Annotated in this window: 9 protein-coding genes; 6 read left to right on the forward strand and 3 right to left on the reverse strand. The window is 37.4% G+C overall.

Annotated features, from left to right (window positions below):
- The 5 genes from ABD909_RS06765 to ABD909_RS06785 form a co-directional block, all read left to right on the forward strand.
- A partial coding sequence (locus ABD909_RS06765; RefSeq protein ID WP_345097200.1) for an autotransporter outer membrane beta-barrel domain-containing protein occupies window positions 1-187 on the forward strand: 187 nt, incomplete at its 5' end.
- A 418-nt stretch (window positions 188-605) separates the two neighbouring features.
- The gene (locus ABD909_RS06770; RefSeq protein WP_345097201.1) at window positions 606-3677 is read left to right on the forward strand and encodes an autotransporter outer membrane beta-barrel domain-containing protein; all 3072 of its coding nucleotides are present in this window, start codon (window positions 606-608) and stop codon (window positions 3675-3677) included.
- A 176-nt stretch (window positions 3678-3853) separates the two neighbouring features.
- Entirely contained in the window at window positions 3854-6511 is a 2658-nt protein-coding gene (locus ABD909_RS06775) for an autotransporter outer membrane beta-barrel domain-containing protein (protein ID WP_345097202.1), read from the forward strand.
- Between the two features lie 172 nt (window positions 6512-6683).
- The gene (locus tag ABD909_RS06780; RefSeq protein ID WP_345097203.1) at window positions 6684-10097 is read left to right on the forward strand and encodes an autotransporter outer membrane beta-barrel domain-containing protein; all 3414 of its coding nucleotides are present in this window, start codon (window positions 6684-6686) and stop codon (window positions 10095-10097) included.
- A gap of 156 nt (window positions 10098-10253) precedes the next feature.
- Window positions 10254-13583 (forward strand): autotransporter outer membrane beta-barrel domain-containing protein, encoded by a 3330-nt coding sequence (locus ABD909_RS06785; protein ID WP_345097204.1) that lies wholly within the window; start codon window positions 10254-10256, stop codon window positions 13581-13583.
- Between the two features lie 947 nt (window positions 13584-14530).
- Here ABD909_RS06785 and ABD909_RS06790 read toward each other — a convergent pair.
- The 3 genes from ABD909_RS06790 to ABD909_RS06800 are packed head-to-tail and all read right to left on the reverse strand — an operon-like array spanning window position 14531 to window position 17320.
- Window positions 14531-15502 carry a WD40 repeat domain-containing protein gene (locus tag ABD909_RS06790; protein WP_345097205.1) on the reverse strand — a complete coding sequence of 324 codons (972 nt, stop codon included), beginning with the start codon at window positions 15500-15502 and terminating at the stop codon, window positions 14531-14533.
- Between the two features lie 10 nt (window positions 15503-15512).
- A complete protein-coding gene (locus tag ABD909_RS06795) occupies window positions 15513-16562 on the reverse strand; it encodes a CobW family GTP-binding protein (protein ID WP_345097206.1) in 1050 nt (349 codons plus the stop codon).
- Between the two features lie 14 nt (window positions 16563-16576).
- Window positions 16577-17320, reverse strand: coding sequence for a creatininase family protein (locus tag ABD909_RS06800; protein ID WP_345097207.1), 744 nt, complete (start codon window positions 17318-17320; stop codon window positions 16577-16579).
- A 396-nt stretch (window positions 17321-17716) separates the two neighbouring features.
- On the opposite strand from ABD909_RS06800, the gene ABD909_RS06805 reads away from it, so the two are divergent.
- A complete protein-coding gene (locus tag ABD909_RS06805) occupies window positions 17717-18067 on the forward strand; it encodes a hypothetical protein (protein ID WP_345097208.1) in 351 nt (116 codons plus the stop codon).
- The last annotated feature ends 189 nt before the right edge of the window (window positions 18068-18256 follow it).

Here is an 18256-nt window from a genome sequence, read left to right on the forward strand (position 1 = left end):
ATCTGTGCGTTTTAAAGATACTTTCCAGTTAGGTGCTTTTGGCTCTTCTTTAGAAGGTGGATTAGGTTTTAATGCTAAATTGTCTCCACAGTTTTCTCTTCATGGAGATCTTGTTTATCAGCATAAATTCAATAAGGCTGGTTTTTCTGGAACGAGTTTTTCTGGAGGAGTTCGTTATCGTTTTTAGTTTGGTTCTATGGTGATTAATGTTTCAAAAAGCCACAAGTTATACTTGTGGCTTTTTTCTTTCTGTCCATTATTTTTCTGACAATTTGACAACAATTCGTTTCGTTATTTTCAAAGTTCTTTCTCTTTAAATTTTCTTGCTTTTTGTTTGGCTGTTTCCTCATTCATATAAATTTATAAACTGTTTTGAGAGAAACTTTTTGGAGAGAGGAGATGAATCCATTTCTTTTCAGTTGTATTGTTGTGGATATCACAACTTTAAATAGTTCTCTTTTTGCTTTTAGCTTTACATAAATCGTGCAACGGATTAATAAAATACAAAATGTATTATATGCATTGTGCTTAATTCATAAAAGCAATTATGTAAAAGGCGGGTTGTTGTTTTTCATAAGAAGGGGAAGAAAGTTTATAGAAAAATTATGATCAAAATATTTAGAAGTCACTTCTCTTTATGTCATTTTACAACGATTATTTTTATTTTTGTACATAATGCTGATGCTCATGATCAATCTGCTGGAAAGAGACAATTTTCATGTAGCGAAAGTGCTTCATTTTATCGCTGCAATGATGGAAAAGAACATAAAATTTCCAAAAAAACTTATACAGCTACGGGTGAAAATCCTAATGCAGTCATAGAGGCATGGGGGAAAAATACAGTGATTGAAGCAGATACTATTATCATTAACGGTATCTCCTATGTAAATGGTCATACAGGAAAAAGCTCTTGGATAACAGGAATAAAAGTCTCCCAGCAAGGGGGAGGGTCTCTCTTTGATTCCATCTTAAAGGGTGTATCGATAGGTGCGCAGGTTGATGAGGGAGGAGCTTTTGAGATGCGAGATGGGGTGCTTGAGGTAACGCGAATAGGGGTCGGTGTTACTGGTAAAGAATCATTTGCTTTTTTACAGAATGTAGAAATTAAAACGGATAGCGGTGCGATAAGTCTTTTTAGCCAAACTGGTGCAACAATTCATATGAAAGGAGGGAAGATTGATTTTGCCAATGGTATCGGAGTTCAAACTGGAGGAGAAGGAAAAGTTACTTTAGAGAATGTCGTTATGAGAGGAAGAAGAAAGCAGATAACAGACAGTTATAGTAAAAATGCTGCTTTTTCTATGCTTCAAGGTCAAGGCTTTATTGATATTCAAAAAAGTATTGTGGATGTTAACAATGCTCATGGAATTTTACTGCAGGGGAATGATAATGGTACTGCGCATTTCAAAAATTCTATGGTTGTTGTTAGAAGCAAAGCTTTTAATGGTATGCAGTTTTTTTGGGAAGCTATATTTGACAAAGAGACAATAATTCTACCTGGAAAAGCAACTGTCCAGTTGGCAAAGACAGGATTTTTTGTTCTTGAAAGTGCAGCGATTTATAGCCGAAAATTCAACAGTCTTGTTCAACTCTCACAAGGTTCAAAGCTTTCTGGAGATTTATTGTTAAAGGCTAAAGAAAATTCTACTGTAAAAGTTACAGCAGATGCTTCTACTCTTATAGGAGGGGCTTATGTTGATGAAAGCTCTACTGCTGATTTAGAGTTAAAGAATGGTTCAAAGTGGGGTTTATCACGACCGGAATATGAAAAATTACAAAATGCGCATTCTTTTGGCTCACAATTGGGTGATTATTCGTTCCTCTCATCGCTTAATCTTACGGATAGTTCTGTTATTTTTGAAAAACTAAAATCCAAAACAGGTAATGATTATCAAACACTGCTCGTTGGAAAAGGCACAGGTGAGGTTTATCGTGCACAAGGAAATGCGCATCTTTATCTCAATACATATTTGGATAAGGGAGGAACACTTCAAGAGCAAAAAACGGATCGATTTTTAATCCATGGTAATGTTTCTGGAACAACAACAGTTTATGTGCAGAGTGTTTCTGGAAGTCCAGGGCAATATACGGGAGATCATGGAAATAATAAGGGCATTTCCATTATTCAGGTTTATGGAGAGGCAAAGGAAAATTCTTTTCAGCTGCATGGAGGTTACGTTACGCTGCAAGGTTCACCTTATCGGTATAGCCTTTATGCTTATGGTCCAAGTTCCTCTTTGGGAAAGGCGGACGTTGGGCAAAAAGTTCTTAAAGGGGAGGGAGATTTTTGGGATTTTCGCCTCGAAAGTGAGTTTGTTAAATCTTCCTCTTCTCGGCCAAACCAGTTTCCTAATGTTGGCGAAAATGAGGATATATTCCACAAAAACTTTGAAGATTTTCCTTCTGATTTTTCCAATAAAGTTAATTCTTCTATTGTTACATCTATTGGTACTGCTGTTACTGAAGCTAAGATCCAAAGTCAGTCCCCTGTTTCTCGCCCACCTTCTACTCTATCGAATTCTGTGCTGGAAGAGTCCATGACATCTGTTGTCATGGAGCTTGAGGCTTCAAAAAAACATTTTTCTGTGCCTAATGTTGCTGTATCTGTTACTGTCTTACCAAAGGATACTTCTATTCGCTCTGACGTGGATCGTATTTCCCTTATTTCTAAGCCTTTTTCTGAGTTTTCTCCCCATATTAAACAAAATGTAAGGGCCGTTGTCCCACAAGTGTCAACTTATCTGCTTTTGCCAAATAGCTTATTCCATACTGGATGGATGGATATTAGCAGTCAAAATAAGCAGTTGCAAAAACTGCGAAATGTTTCTCATCAATGGCTGAAAGTTGATGAAAATCCTGCTCTGTTTTTTCATATTTATGGCGGAAGTTATCGTTATGTCTCAAATTTATCTGTGCTTGAATATGGTTACGCAGGCGAGCTTGATTATAACGCTATAGAGGTAGGTACTTTGCTGAAAAATATCGAAAGTGCGTATAGTACTACATCTTTTGGGGTTATGGGAAGATATGGAAAATTATCTTTACAACCCTTGAATGTTAAACAAAGTCAAGAAAGCATGTTTGATAAATGGTCTTTTACAGCTTATGGCAGCATGCAGCATGAAACGGGATTTTATATGGATGGTCTTTTTTCTTATGGCCTATTTAGTGGGAATATTCTTACTCTTGCAAGGGGTAAAACAGTGATATTAAGGGGGAAGCCTTTAAGCGTTTCCTTAACTACTGGTAAAGCGTTTATGATGGGGTGTAAAAGTTTTGTTCTGGATCCACAAATACAATTTATTTATCAAAATCTTCAGTTTCGTAAGACACGTGATGTTGATGGTTTTGATATAGAAATGAGAAGACCAGATACTTGGATGATGCGTGTTGGTGGACATTTAATTAAGGCACTTGCAGCGTTCGAAGAATCATATGCGATTTCTTTCTATGGTAAACTTCATTTTGTTCGTGATTTTAGTGATAAACAATTTGTGTATTTGGGGAACTCTTTCCTATTAGGTAGCTTTGGTTCTTCCCTGGAAGCAGGATTGGGTGTTTATGCGCAACTGTCTAAAAAGATCACATTTCAGAGCGATCTGACCTACCAGCGTAAATTTACGAAAGCTGGTTTCTCTGGGACACATTTTTCTGGTGGCTTCAGCTATCATTTTTAATTGCATTTTCGGTGAAAATTATAAGGCACAAATTGGTGCTTTATTGTGTTTTTTTCTTGATTTTAGCTTTACATATAATCCAAAACAAATTACATGAAATTTACTAAATGGAGCTATCGGCAGATATGTCTCTTCAGTTTTTTATGTGAACGAGAGAAGAAAGTTTATAGTAAATTATGATTAAAGTCTTAAAGCACCGTGTATGTTTATATGCCCTTACAACGTCTGTTTTTTTCTTTGTGCCCAATGTAAGTGCTGGAACACAGGATTCTAAGCTTTCGTGTAGTTCCCTTTTTAAGTCCTATTCATGTGATGCTCTTGGAAAAATTAAAAGTACTAATTTTGTTCATCCTGATATTGCCGATGTTACAGTTATAAAAGGGTTTGGTAAGCAAACCATTCAGGTGGGAGAGAAAAAAAATAATGTTAAAAGAGACTTACAATTAAAAAAAGTTGGTCTGATTATATCAGAAGTATTTTCACCCAAAAAAACGAAAGTTATTTTTGAGTATAGTTCTATTACCGGCAGTGGAAAAAATACGCGTAGAGGTAAAAAGGTAAGTGATCACAATAATGACGTAAGTCAGGCAGTTTTCGGTGTGGAGCAAGGTGGCGCTCTTTTTGTTAAGAATAGTAAGGTTGATGTCACTGGTATTCATGGTTTAGTAATGGAGAGTTCAGAAGGAGTTTTCATTCCTGGCGGTAAGTCTTTGTATGGCGTATTGGATAATGAACTTTTGTATGGATCATGGGATTGGCTTTATTCTGGGGTTGTTTTTGAAGATTCAGATATTACGGTTAAGGGGCATGGGGCTCGCGGGATGTATTTTCAAGGAAATTCTTCACAAGAAGATTATGAAAAGGGAGAGGCACTGACTAAATTAGGGGAGATTTTTTTAAAGAAAACTTTCTTTAAAGTTCTTGGCGGTACAGCTGTTTATATTGATGATGCTAGAAGAATTCCTTATATCACTGTATCAGATGGTTCACGTATCTTTGCTAATCGGTTGTTAGAAGTTAAGAATAATTCGCAGGTGGTAATTGAAGCTAATGCCTCTTTTCTTGTAGGAGGAGCACACATTGATAAAAGCTCTTATGCTGAAATTGAGTTATCTAATAATTCAAAATGGACTGTGACACCAGGGAAAAATAATAACGGGAAAAGTATACAGTTTGCAGATTCATCTGTTTCATTTATGAGGGTTATTGACAGTTCTATTTTTTTCCAGAAACCGAAAGACGCTCATTATCAGACTCTTCAGATTGGCAGATTGGATGATGATAATAGTTTAGACTATGCTTATGTTGCAAGCAATGCGCATCTTGTTGTAAATGCGTCTCTTGCTACGAATGGTCAAAACAAGGGAATAAAGGCTGATAAACTTTTAATTTATGGTGATGTTTATGGAAAAACAAAAGTGCGGGTTGTGGAGGTTTCAGCTGCCTCAGCGCAGGGAAGGAATCATAGGCAAGATAAGAAAAAGGAGAATCACAGTGTTTCAATTGTTCAGGTTTATGGAAAAGCAGCAGCGGATTCCTTTAAACTAGCGGCTGGTTACGTAGCATTAAGGGGCACACCTTATCGATATCGTTTACATGCTTATGGTCCAGATTTTTCTCATGGACAAGCAAAAGATGAAAACAGGTTAGCTAAGGATAAAGATACCCAATATAATGGAGACTTTTGGGATTTTCGTCTTGAGTCTGAGTATGTTCAGCGTTCTCCTCATTCTGTTCAATTGAAAAACGCTCAGTTGAAAAAGAACGTGTCTCATTCTCGCGTACCTCGTTCTATTGGATCTGGTGCTGATCATAATGATGTTGTTACCGGTCATAATGGTTCTGTTCTTTATCCTGAAGAAGGGGTCAAGGCTGTTGTGCCACAGGTTCCAACATATCTTTTGTTGCCAAATGCTTTGTTCCATGTTGGTTTAATGGATATTAGCAATCAAAACAAACAGCTTGAAACATTGCGTGCTGCTGCTGGAGGCCTTTTGGAAAATAGTGAAAATCTTGCTATTTTTGTGCGAGGTTATGGCGGAAATAATCGTTATGTTACAGATCTTTCTGAGCTTGAATATGGTTATGGCGGAAATCTTGGTTATCATGCTATAGAGGCAGGGGGGGTGCTAAAAGAAGTAGAGAGTGCCTATCATAGTACTAGTTTTGGAATTATGGGAACTTATGGGAAAATTTCTCTACAGCCTCAAGATGTTATAGAGAGCAAGAAGAGTACATTTGATAAATGGTCGGTTACAGCCTATGGTAGCGTTCAAAGTGATAGTGGTTTTTATCTAGATGGTTTGTTTTCTTATGGTTTTTTGAAGGGTGATGTTCTCACTCTTGAAAGAGGAAAAACAGCAACATTGAAGGGAAATCCTCTCAATGTATCCTTGGTTGGCGGTAAGAGGTTTATGACAGGATATGGAGGTTTTGTTTTTGATCCCCAGATTCAGGTTGTTTATCAGATCCTGCAATTTGGTAAAACGTCTGATATTGATGGTTTTGATATTGAAATGGGAAAACCTGATCAATGGATAATGCGAGTTGGTGGTCGTTTAAGCAGGGCACTTTCTGCGTCTCAAACGGGCAACATTATTTCTTTCAACGGAAAGCTTCATTTTGTTCACGGTTTTAGAGAAAAACTGTTCGTGCATTTTGGAGATAAATTCCAGGTGGGTGCTTTTGGCTCTTCGTTAGAAGCTGGAATGGGATTTAATGCTCAGTTGTCTTCGAATTTTGCTTTGCATGGAGATGTGACTTATCAGCATAAGATTAGCAAAGCAGGTTTTTCAGGAGCGCATTTTGCTGGTGGTCTTCGCTACCGTTTTTAGATACCTTTGTAATATAAGATAAGTTTTACATAAGTTATAGTAGAGTATTGTGTGAAGTATAAATGAATATTGAATTTTTATACTTCGCATTGTTCGTATATTTCATTTAGCATTATTAGCGAATATTTTTTATTTTAAGTAAGGGGAGAAGAAGAAAATTGGTGATAAAGTTATGGTTAATGTATCGAGAGATTATAAATTTTTATTTATTACAACGGCTATTGTTTCTTTTTTGCCAATCGTAAATATTAATGCAAATCCTCATAATTTGGGAACTTCCTGTGAAGAAACGGAAAGTTCTTATACATGTAATGATGGTAAAAAACATACGATTAAAGATAAAACCTATCATTTAAAAAATTCTCAAGACAGCTCTCCTAATACTATGCCTCGTGCAGCCATATTCATAGAAAAAGCAGGAACTGTTGTTGATGCATCTCAGATAACAGTTTATGGCGATAATTCAAATAAAATATCTGCATATGGTGCAGTTGTACAGGATGGAGGAGCGCTTGTTCTGACGGATTCAAACTTTAAAGGTGTTGCTGGTTTTTCTGTTCAGAGTGCAGTTGTTAGCATGACAGACGGGGTGATAGAGGGGATTGCGCACGCGATTTATGCATCGGGGAAAAAAACAGATGTTGCTTTAGTTCGTGTAAATATTGAGACTAAGCTAAATGGTCTGGGAGATATAGGATTAATTAGTAGTTTTGGTGCAAAAATTAGGATGTCAGGCAGCAGCGTTACTTTTAATGGAAGTGGTGCGTTTTCATCACAGTATGGGGGACAATATACTTTTGATAATACTGTAATTAAGGGAATAGGAAAACAAGAGGCTGTTATAGTCGATGAGGGAAGTATTAATAAGCTACCAGAAGCTTTTGATGTATTTCAAGGCGGTGATATTCAATTGAGGAATAGTTCTCTTCAGCTTAGTGATATGCATGGCTTTTGGATTAAAAATTCTTCAGGCGATGTAGATGATCAAGGCAAGTTGTTGTGGCGAGGCTTTGATGGGTCTGGTACGTTTAAGAAAACAAATATTAAAATTGAAGAATCAGATATTTCTGTACAGGGTGAGAGGGCACACGGTCTGTATTTTGATGGTTTACATCCAGACGAATGGTTTGATCAATTTTGGATATTTACCTCAGATGCTGAAAACCGTTTACAAGAAAGAAGAGTTATTAGAGGAAAGGCGTTTGTTCAGTTATCACAGACAGCCTTAAAAGTTCCGGATGGTATCACCATTTACAGTACTGGGACTGATGGTTATGGTGCTGAAGCTATAGTTAAATTGAAAGAAGAAACAAATGTCTCTGGTGATTTATTACTCAAAGCTGAAAATGATTCTTCTCTTCTTGTGCAAGCCTATCATTCCACACTTACTGGAGGAACACGTATTAAAGATACGTCTCGTATTGATTTGCACTTAATGCAAAGTTCAAAATGGTATCTTACTAAAAGTAAAAAAGGTTTGCAAGAATCAGATTTTGCGAATTCATCGCTTTCAACTATTTCTCTTAGGGATAGTACAATTGTTTTTGATCATTATTTATCCAAGGGCTATCAAACGCTGCATATTGGGAGAAGAAGTAATACAGATAAAATAACATTAGACGAGGACGAATTCGTATACAGTGCAGAGGGTAATGTTCAGATTAAGATGAGTGCGTCTCCTAATGATGATGGTTTGTTTGATCCTCAAAAAACTGATCGCATTTTGATTTATGGTAATGTTTTTGGATCTACGCTGCTTAAGATTGAAGGTTTTTCCAAGATTTCAGAAAAAGAAGTAGGCAGTAAAGGCAACGAAAGCATTTCACTTGTTCAAGTTTTTGGAACAGCAGAAGAAGATTCATTCAAACTTTCTGGTAATTATGTTGCAATCGATGGTTTGCCTTATCAATATCATCTTCGTGCTTATGGTCCCAATTCTTCTCGTGGGGTGGTGCAGTTTGAGAATAGCTTAGTGGAAGCAAGTGGGGATTTCTGGGATTTCCGCCTTGAAGGTGTTTACATTAGTTCTCCACCAAATTCTTCGGAGACTTTACCTGTCACTCCTTCTTCATCTGAGCCATCTGTGCCTGTGAAACCTATACTACCAGATCCTGAGCCGACCTCACCTATACCTGTTCCACCTTCTCCGTCTGAGCCGTTAGAGCCTGTCGACACTACATCTTTAGATCCTGAGCTGATCTCACCTATACCTGTTCCACCTTCTCCGTCTGAGCCGTTAGAGCCTGTCGACACTACATCTTTAGATCCTGAGCTGATCTCACCTATACCTGTTCCACCTTCTCCGTCTAAGCCGTTAGAGCCTGTTGATCCTTCGTCTTCAGACCCTGAGCCGACCTCACCTATACCTGTTCCACCTTCTCCGTCTAAGCCGTTAGAGCCTGTTGATCCTTCGTCTTCAGATCCTGAGCCGGCCTCACCTATACCTGTTCCACCTTCTCCGTCTAAGCCGTTAGAGCCTGTTGATCCTTCGTCTTCAGATCCTGAGCCGGCCTCACCTATACCTGTTCCACCTTCTCCGTCTGAGCCGTTAGAGCCTGTTGATCCTTCGTTTTCAGATTCTGTTCCTGTTCAGTCTGATATTCAACAAGAGTTCCGAATTAGAGCTGTTGTTCCGCAATTGCCAACATATCTTTTGTTGCCTAATGCTTTGTTTCAGGTTGGCTTGATGGATTTGACAGTTCAAAATAAAAAATTAGAAAATATAAGAAGTGCTGCTGGGGGACTTTTGAAAAGCGATGAAATTTCTGCTTTTTTTGTTCGTGGTTATGGTGGAAGTCACCATTATACTTCAAACTTGTCTGCTTTTGAATATGGTTATGGAGCTGAACTCGATTATACGGCTCTGGAAGCAGGTGTTTTGCTAAAAGAAATTGAAAGTCTATGCAGTCGTACATTGCTTGGGGTTATGGGCACTTATGGAAGCCTTTCTCTGTTTCCTCAAGATGTTGAATATAGTAAAAAGAGTGCGTTTGATAAATGGTCTGTTGCTGCTTATGGAAATATGCAGCATAATACCGGTTTGTATATAAATGGGGTATTTTCTTATAGTTTGTTTAGAGGTGATGTTTTTACGCTTGTGCGAGATAAGACAGCAACGTTAAAAGGAAAACAGTTTAATACTTCTTTGACTGGTGGTACAATGTTGACCTTGAGGCATAAGAGTGTTGTTTTTGATCCACAGATTCAGCTTCTCTATCAGCATCTTCAATTTGATCATGTGCATGATGTTGATAATATTGATGTTGATTTGGGAAAATTTGATCAATGGATAGCGCGTTTTGGTGGGCGTTTAAGCAAGTATCTTTCTTCTTCTGAAGAAGGGCGTGTTATTTCTTTCTATAGTAAGCTTTATCTTTCCTATAATTTTAGAGAGAGACAGTTTGTTTCGTTTAAAAAAGATTTTCAGTTAGGAGCTTTTGGCTCTCCTTTAGAGGTAGGTCTTGGTTTTCATGCTCGATTATCTCCAAAATTTGCACTTCATGGAGATATAACTTATCAGCATCGGCTTACTAAAGCTGGGTTTTCAGGGGCAAGTTTTTCCGCTGGTTTACGCCATCTTTTTTAGCTATACATAAAATATAGAATAATTTATACATAAGTATAGATTTTTATGTTAAGTATTAAATTAGTTATTCTTTTTTGTATTTATTATATTTTAAGAAATTTATATATTAGATACATTTAAATGTTCTTCGTCAATAAATAGGGGTGAAGAAGAGTTATGGTAAATGTATTTCATAAACATGCATTTTTATGCACTTTTACGAAAGTTGTTACAAAAGTTGTTTTTTATTTTTTGCCAATTGGTTATGTTAGTGCTGCAGGAACTTCGGGTGATCTAGGAGAGGCATTTTATAAAGCTGATGATGGTAGAGTACACATGCTTGCAGATAGAGTCTATTACTTAAAAAATTCTCAGGATACATCTCCTAGTTCCGCGCTTATTGCAGCTCTGTATGTAGAAAATCCAGGCACTATTGTTAACGCATCTCAGATAACAATTTATGGCGATAATCCAGATAAGATATCTGCATATGGTGCATATGTAAGAAATGGTGGAAAGCTTAATATCATAGCTTCGGATTTTAAGAATATACCTGGACTTCGTGCTCAGAATGCAGTTATTAGTATGACTGTAGGGGGAATTAAGGGAACATCACATGCTGTTTATGCATGGGGAAGAGAAACGGATATTTCTTTAGTGAGTGTGAATATCGATATTGTACCAGATAATTTGAATATGAAAGGGCTTGGACTTATTAGTGGATTGGGAGCAATGGTGAGGATGTCAGAGGGTACTGTTACTTTTAATCAGACTGGCTCTTTTTCCACACGGTTTGGAGGGCGCTATCTTCTCGATACTATGGTTATTACGGGACTAGGTAAGAGAGAGGAACCTGTAATAAATGGTGATGGGGTGGTCCCAGAAGCTTTTGAAGTTTCTCAAGGCGGTGATGTTCATTTGAGAAACAATTCGATTCAGCTGAAACATATGCATGGTTTTTTGGTTAAAAATTTTTCAGGCTATGCAGATGAAAATGGCAAGTTGTTGCAAAAATATAATCTATCAGATAGCTTTAAGAGTACAAGTATTAAGGTAGAAAAAAATAATATTTCTGTACAAGGGGAGGAAGCACATGGTCTGTCTTTTAATGTTTTAACGCCAAAAGAGCTTGCAAAAATATTAGGACAACGAGATGATGAAAAACCTTTAGAAGCCAAGACAATCGTAACAGGGAAGGCATTCGTTCATTTATCACAGACAAATATGACTGTTCCAGACGGTATTGCTATTTATGCGAAGGGGGCTAGCGACTATAAGCTTAGCGGTTTTCTTGAATTATCAGAAGGAACAAAGATCTCTGGTGATTTGTTGCTAAAAGCTGAAAATAATGCTTCTCTATTGGTGAAAGCGAATTTTTCTTCTCTGACAGGAGGGACGCGTGTTGACGATAAATCGACTGTTGATTTAGAGTTAACCCGTTATTCAAAATGGTATCTTACTAAAAGTAAATACAACGGTTTACAGAAATCTATTTCATCACTTTCATCTCTAAGTCTGTCCGATAGTACATTAATCTTTAATGATGAAGATATATCGAATGGTTATCAAACGTTGCGCATTGGGAAAAAGAGAGATGAAAGATTAAATAATAATGATGAAGAGGGACTACATAGGCAAGCATATAGTGCAAAAGGAAATGCTCAGATTAAGCTTAGTGCATTTTTGGATGATGAAGGGTTGTTTGATCCCCAAAAAACCGATCGGATATTGATTTCTGGTGATGTCTCTGGAACGACATTCATTCATGTGCAAAATTTTCCAAAATATGCAAGTAAAGAAGTCTATGAGGGAAGAGATCAAAGCATTTCACTCATTCAAGTTGCTGGAAAAGCGCAAGCAGGTTCTTTTCAACTCGCTAATGGTTATGAGGGTTATGCTACGGTGAAAGGTTTACCTTATCAATATCGTATTCGTGGTTATGGTCCAGGTTCGCCCTTTGGAGAAGCGGATGCTAAGCAAAGATTAGTGGAAGGTGGGGGAGATTTTTGGGATTTCCGTCTTGAAGGTATCTATCTTCATTCTGGATTAGGTTCTTATAATGGTCCATTTGGTAAACCTTCTTCGTTTTCATTATCTCGTCCTGCGGATTCTTCGCCTTCCGATCCACTCCCTACGTTGTTGATGTCTGACTCTCCTTCTTCTTCATCATCCTCTGATCTTGTTGATCCTCCACCTTCTCCCTCCAATTCACCCCCTACGTTGTTGATGTCTGACTCTCCTTCTTCTTCTTCATCCTCTGATCTTGTTGATCCTCCACCTTCGCCTTCCAATTCATCCTCTACGTTGTTGATGTCTGACTCTCCTTCTTCATCATCCTCTGATCCTCCACCTTCGCCTTCCAATCCACTTCTTGCGTCATTGATATCTATCACGTCTTCTGTTCCGGTATCTCTTTCGTCTAAAAATTCTGCGTCTCCTTCTTCTGCAGCTATTGATGCAAAGTCTTCTAAACTTTTTGCTCTTGTTTCTCCTTCCTCTCATTTTCCTGTCCCGTTTGATGTGCAATCTGAACAAGGCATTAGAGCTGTTGTTCCTCAATTGCCAACGTATCTCCTTTTACAAAATGCTTTATTCCATGTGGGCTTGATGGAGATGATCTCACAAAATAAAACATTAAAGACCATGCGGGGAGCTTTTCATTCATCTTGGAAAGATGGTGAAAACACAGTCTTTTTTCTGCATGCTTATGGGGGGAGCCATCATTATGCTTCTAATTTATCTGCTTTTGAATATGGTTATAATGCTGAGCTAGATTATAATGCATTTCAAGCAGGTGTTTTGTTAAATGAGATTGAGGGTTTATACAGCCGTACACTCTTTGGGGCTTTAGGAAACTATGGCAATCTTTCTCTAATACCTCAGGATGTTGAATACAGCAAAAAGAGCCCATTTGATAAATGGTCTGTTGGGGCGTATGGAAGTCTACAGCATGATACAGGTTTTTATATTGATGGGGTGTTATCGTATGGTCTTTTTAAGGGAGATGTTTTAACGCTTGCACGGGGCAAGGTTGTAGCGTTAAAGGGAAAACAGTTTAGTGGTTCTTTAACGAGTGGCAAAACGTTTGCAATAGGCTATAAAGGTGTTGTTTTTGAACCACAGGTTCAGGTTATTTATCAGAATCTTCAGTTTAATCAGGCATATGATGTTGATCATATTGATGTTGATTTGGGGAAATTTGATCAATGGTCAGGGCGTGTTGGTGCGCGTTTAAGCAAGACACTTAATGTGTCTGAAAAGGGACGAGAGGTTTCTTTTTATAGTAAGCTTTCTTATTTGCATAGTTTTGAAGATAAGAAATTTGTTTTTTTTAAAAACGATTTTCCGTTAGGTTCTTTTGGTTCTTCTTTGGAAGCTGGGCTTGGGTTTAATGCGCGCCTTTCTTCAAAATTTTCTCTTCATGGGGATGTCACTTATCAGCGTCGCCTTAAGAAAGTTGGTTTTTCTGGAACGAGATTCTCTGGTGGATTGCGCCATCTTTTTTGACAAAGTATATTCTGTTGCTTTTACGTAAAAAGCAACAGAATATACAGCCTTTTTAATTATGCAATTTTCTCTTATTGCATCTCAAGGGATCTTTGTTTTTTTATGCCATAACGAATCTTGTTATGATTTCGAGTGCCTATAGTATAGTTATGAGTTAATGATTCCACTGTGATTTTGAGAAAGTTGAATGATAAATACTTTATATACGTGGCATAATGTTAAAAGAGTTATCTATATCTGTTATTGGTATTTTTTATCAATGTGAGTGGGGAAAGATTGACTGTTAGGGTGCTTTTTTTCTTAAAAAAAACATAAAATCTATGAATTCTTTGTAGAAGTTAATATATTATCCTCTTTGTTAGGAAGACATAGAAGATATTCATTTGATGGTTTTACAATCATTGATGTTTCAAATAAAAGTGTTGAAGAAAAGCAAAAGATTAAAAAAAATCACTGCTGGTGTTGTGGCAGGAATAACGTTTAGTGTTTTTTTGTAAAGATTTTTTCAAAAAGTTTCTTGGTGTATTTTGGCTGATTTATTTACAATGTTTATTTACAAGCGCAATGATTTTTTTGAATTTTGCAGTTTTTAAAAAAGCAGTTTTAAGTCGCATATCTTTTGATATTGAAATGGGCATGTTAGTATTTCCGGTGGTAATGGCGAAAGTGCTCTTCGTCAGATGCTTTAAGTGGGCAATAGCTCTGATGGAAATTTATCGTGTAGCACGATTTTATCTGGGCGTGCGATTATTTTGTAGTATGTTGAAGGGAGGAAGTTTTTGCTCTGCTGTAGAAGGGAAAAACAGTAATATTCAAAGATAAAAACTTAGACATTTTTAAGATATTTTTTCGTTTGAGGTGTGTTTTTTAGAGAGAGGGGAATGTTTATCATTACTGAAAGAGTGATGAAATTGTTTTTATCTGTCTTGTTATTGCTGATATTTCTTTTAAGCAGTGATGTTGATAATCCCGCATTCACCACTTTCACTCCCAAAGGCTAGGTTCTGCCCTGTTTGATTCCAATTTAGGGCTGAGATGGCACTTTTCCCACAGTTTTTAAGAAGAATTTCTTTGCTATTGCGAAAATGTGCACATAAAATCATTCCATCATTGAAACCTACTGCGACAATCTCTTTGCTTGGATGGCATGAAACGGTGGTAACAAGTGCATTTGCTCTTGTGCCAAGTTCCAAGGGTGTTTTCCCCATGGGGCCATCTTTTGTCTGAAAAGGCCAAATAATTGCTGCGGAGGCACCTGATGTTGCTAGCCATTTCCCTTTTGCACTCCATGACCAGCTTTTGACTTTGTTTGGATAGCCATTCATGCGTAAATGTTGATTGTCATTAAGACGCCAGCCATGAAGGGCATTTTCTTGCATAGTGGAAATCACATAGCGGTTGTCTGGTGAGAAGGTGACGCCACAATGGGCTCCTTTCCATACTAATGTGGTTGGGGATATTTGCGTTGAGAGCCAATGAAGGGTAACCCCATTGTAATGGGCAACAGCAAGCCGCAAACCTTTGGGGGCGAAAGCAAGGCCTTCCACACTGCGTTCATGAAGCAGTTCTTGCTGCTCTTCCCCAACATGTGTCCATGTCGTGCGTGAGGAGGAAAAGGCAAAAACTTTTTGTGGTCCAAAAGCAACGTTGTTAATCCACTTGCGGTCTTGTTTTTTGAATAGTTCTGTACAACGGTCTGCTGTTGTTTGACAAATTTTGCCATCTTCTCCACCAGTGATGATTGCTGTGTTATCAGGGGAAAAATGGCTTGAAATTATTCCTTGGTGTACGTCAAGGATTTGGGGGGAGGGAGTTAAAAAAACAATGAAGCCTTCCACGGAAACAAAGGCTGGTTTATTGTCTATAAAACCGCAAGAAAGGCAGTAGCTTTGCAGATCGTAATGGGTAATGCTTGGCATTGTTCCTCGCTTATGCACAATTTTCAAAATCAGTTTTCAGTGTCTTGCCATCAAGATTGCGACCGATAAAAACAAGTCGACTTTCACGTTTTTCATCTTCACGCCATGGACGTTGATGTTGTCCCTCAAGAAGCATGTGTATGCCTTGGATAACATAACGATCATCGTCTCCTTGAAAGGCAATAATGCCTTTTAATCGCAAAATATCAGGACCTTGTTGTTGTGTAATTTGTTGAATCCATGGAAAAAACTTTTCTGGTTGAAGAGCACCTGTTTTTAAGCTCACAGAAGTGATGGTAAGGTCATGCATAGCGGATACAGGGTGATGTTCATGATCATGCGTGCATTCAGGACCACAGACATGATGTGAATGCTGATGGCAGTTGTCTGAATGCTGCTGGTCGAGAAAATGGGGATCATCCTCTAAGATGCGTTGAAGATCAAAAGAGCCATGATTGAGGAGTTTTTCAAGAGGGATATTGGCACGCTCTGTTTCATAAAGAATGGCTCGGGGGTTAATGGCAAGAATGAGTGATCGGGTATGGGCACGCTCCTGTACACTGACAAGATCAACTTTATTTAAGAGAACAATATCAGAGAAAGCAATTTGTTCTTCTGCTTCTCGGCTCTTTTTTAGTTGGGAAGGCAAATATTTTGCATCAACAACTGCTATAACGCTGTCGAGAGCCATTTTGTCATGGATAGTATCATCCATAAAAAAAGTTTGTGCAACGGGAATGGGATCTGCAAGCCCTGTTGTTTCTATAATGATAGCATCAAATCGATGAGAGCGTTGCATCAGACTTTCCAGAATACGAATAAGATCACCACGCACAGTGCAGCAAACACAGCCATTATTCATTTCATAAATTTCTTCATCTGATTCAATGATAAGGTCATTATCAATACCAATTTCACCAAATTCATTGACGATGACGGCATAACGCTTGTTATGGTTTTCGCTAAGAATGCGATTGAGAAGAGTGGTTTTTCCTGAACCAAGATAGCCGGTGAGAACTGTAACAGGAAGTTTCGTGGGCATATTTTGTGTCTTTTCCATGGGAGCACATCTTATTATTGTAATGCATTTATTTCAAATCGCTTGATATCATCAAGTAAATTACGAAGTCCGCAAAGAGTGTGTGCAAAAATTGCTTCTCCTGCTTGTGATGTTGCTTGGCTTGCATTGCCTGCTGCTCCTTGTCTGTTTAAATCAGCCATTTTCCATCCAAAGGCATGAGGGCCATAAGCGCGTAAATAGCGATAATTGGCAATCATATCAGCTTGCTTATTATGAAAATTTTTAGCCTTTTCCATATGTACCTTTTCTGGTGCTAAATAGAGCATGAGGGAGGTTTCTATGAAGCCTCCATGGATATCAAGATGCTGTTTGGAGCGCTCCATAAGACCTTGCGGGAGACCAAAACGACTCCAGCTTGTCGCAACTGCAAGCATTGAAAAACGCCTTCGTAATTCAGTGATAACAATGCTCATTAAAGGCGAGTTTCCTCCATGAGCATTGAGCATAAGAAAACGTTTGATTCCTTTCTGATAGCAGTGCTCACCAATAGTTATCCATCGCTCGATAGCATGAGAAAAGCTGAGGGTTTTTGTGCCTGTAACATCCATATGCTCACCAGAATAACCAATCTTTTCAACTGGCAGGAGTGCGATAGAAAATTGCTCTTTCGTTTGTAAAGTGAGTGCTTTTGCAAAAGCTTCGGCGATAATCCAATCGGTTTCAAAGGGGAGGTGATCTCCATGATATTCGTGTGCGCCTAGGGGTAAAAGAGCGAGAAACGGCGTATCGGATAGCATAAATTATTACCCAAAAAGAAGTTCATAGAGATAAAGTTATCAAAAGCAGTAAAGTTACAGCTTTCAATTTAACCTATCTATGAGAGAAACACAAATATAGGAGTCTGTTCGTTTCAAATAGGGCGGAAACAAAAATAAAAGTTTTTAAATGGTGAAGCGTTTATTGAGAAAAATTATTTCAAGTTTTGATACGTTATGATACTTTCCAATATTCAAAGAGTTTAAAAATTAAAATTATGTTAATTTTGTGTCTTTACATACAATACATAATGTATTATATAATATATCTTATTGTGTTGTATGTGTTTATATAAATTATAAATATAAGTTTTGGTTTTTATATATATGAATATTCTTTTACTTTTTCAGTAAAGAAAAAGGGGAGCAAAGAAAGCTATGTTTAAAATATTTAAAAATCGTGTGTGTTCATTTGTCTTTACATTATTTATTCTTTTTTTTGTACAAACTGTGGAGGGGAATGCAAATTTTGTAAAAAATCAATTTCACGAGGAAGAAATTATTTCTACACTAGAAAAAAATGTAGTTATTAAAGCGGAAGATAGAGCTATTATCTATGATATTGGGAAACAAAATGAATTTTCTTTTGAGAAAAGTGAAAAAGTTGCTGCATTTTCAGGTTCAGCCTTTTGGGGGGGGATAGGGGTTGTATCATTTCTTATTTCTTTATGTGTGGGGGATTTTATTGGTGCTGTTGTATCTCTTTTAGGAATGTTTTGTACACTTTAGCAAAAGGCTCATCGACAAAGCCGATGAGTTTTTTTATTCATGCCATTCTGTTTAATAAAATAATATTGTATTGGATAGAAAAATTACTTTAGTTAATATTAAATGTATCTTTAATTGATATTATTAAAGTTTAAAATTATATAATTGATGTTTTGCTTTTCAAAGTAGTGAGATTTAATTTTTTACAGT

It is taken from the genome of Bartonella acomydis (assembly GCF_039543025.1).
Taxonomy (GTDB): domain Bacteria; phylum Pseudomonadota; class Alphaproteobacteria; order Rhizobiales; family Rhizobiaceae; genus Bartonella; species Bartonella acomydis.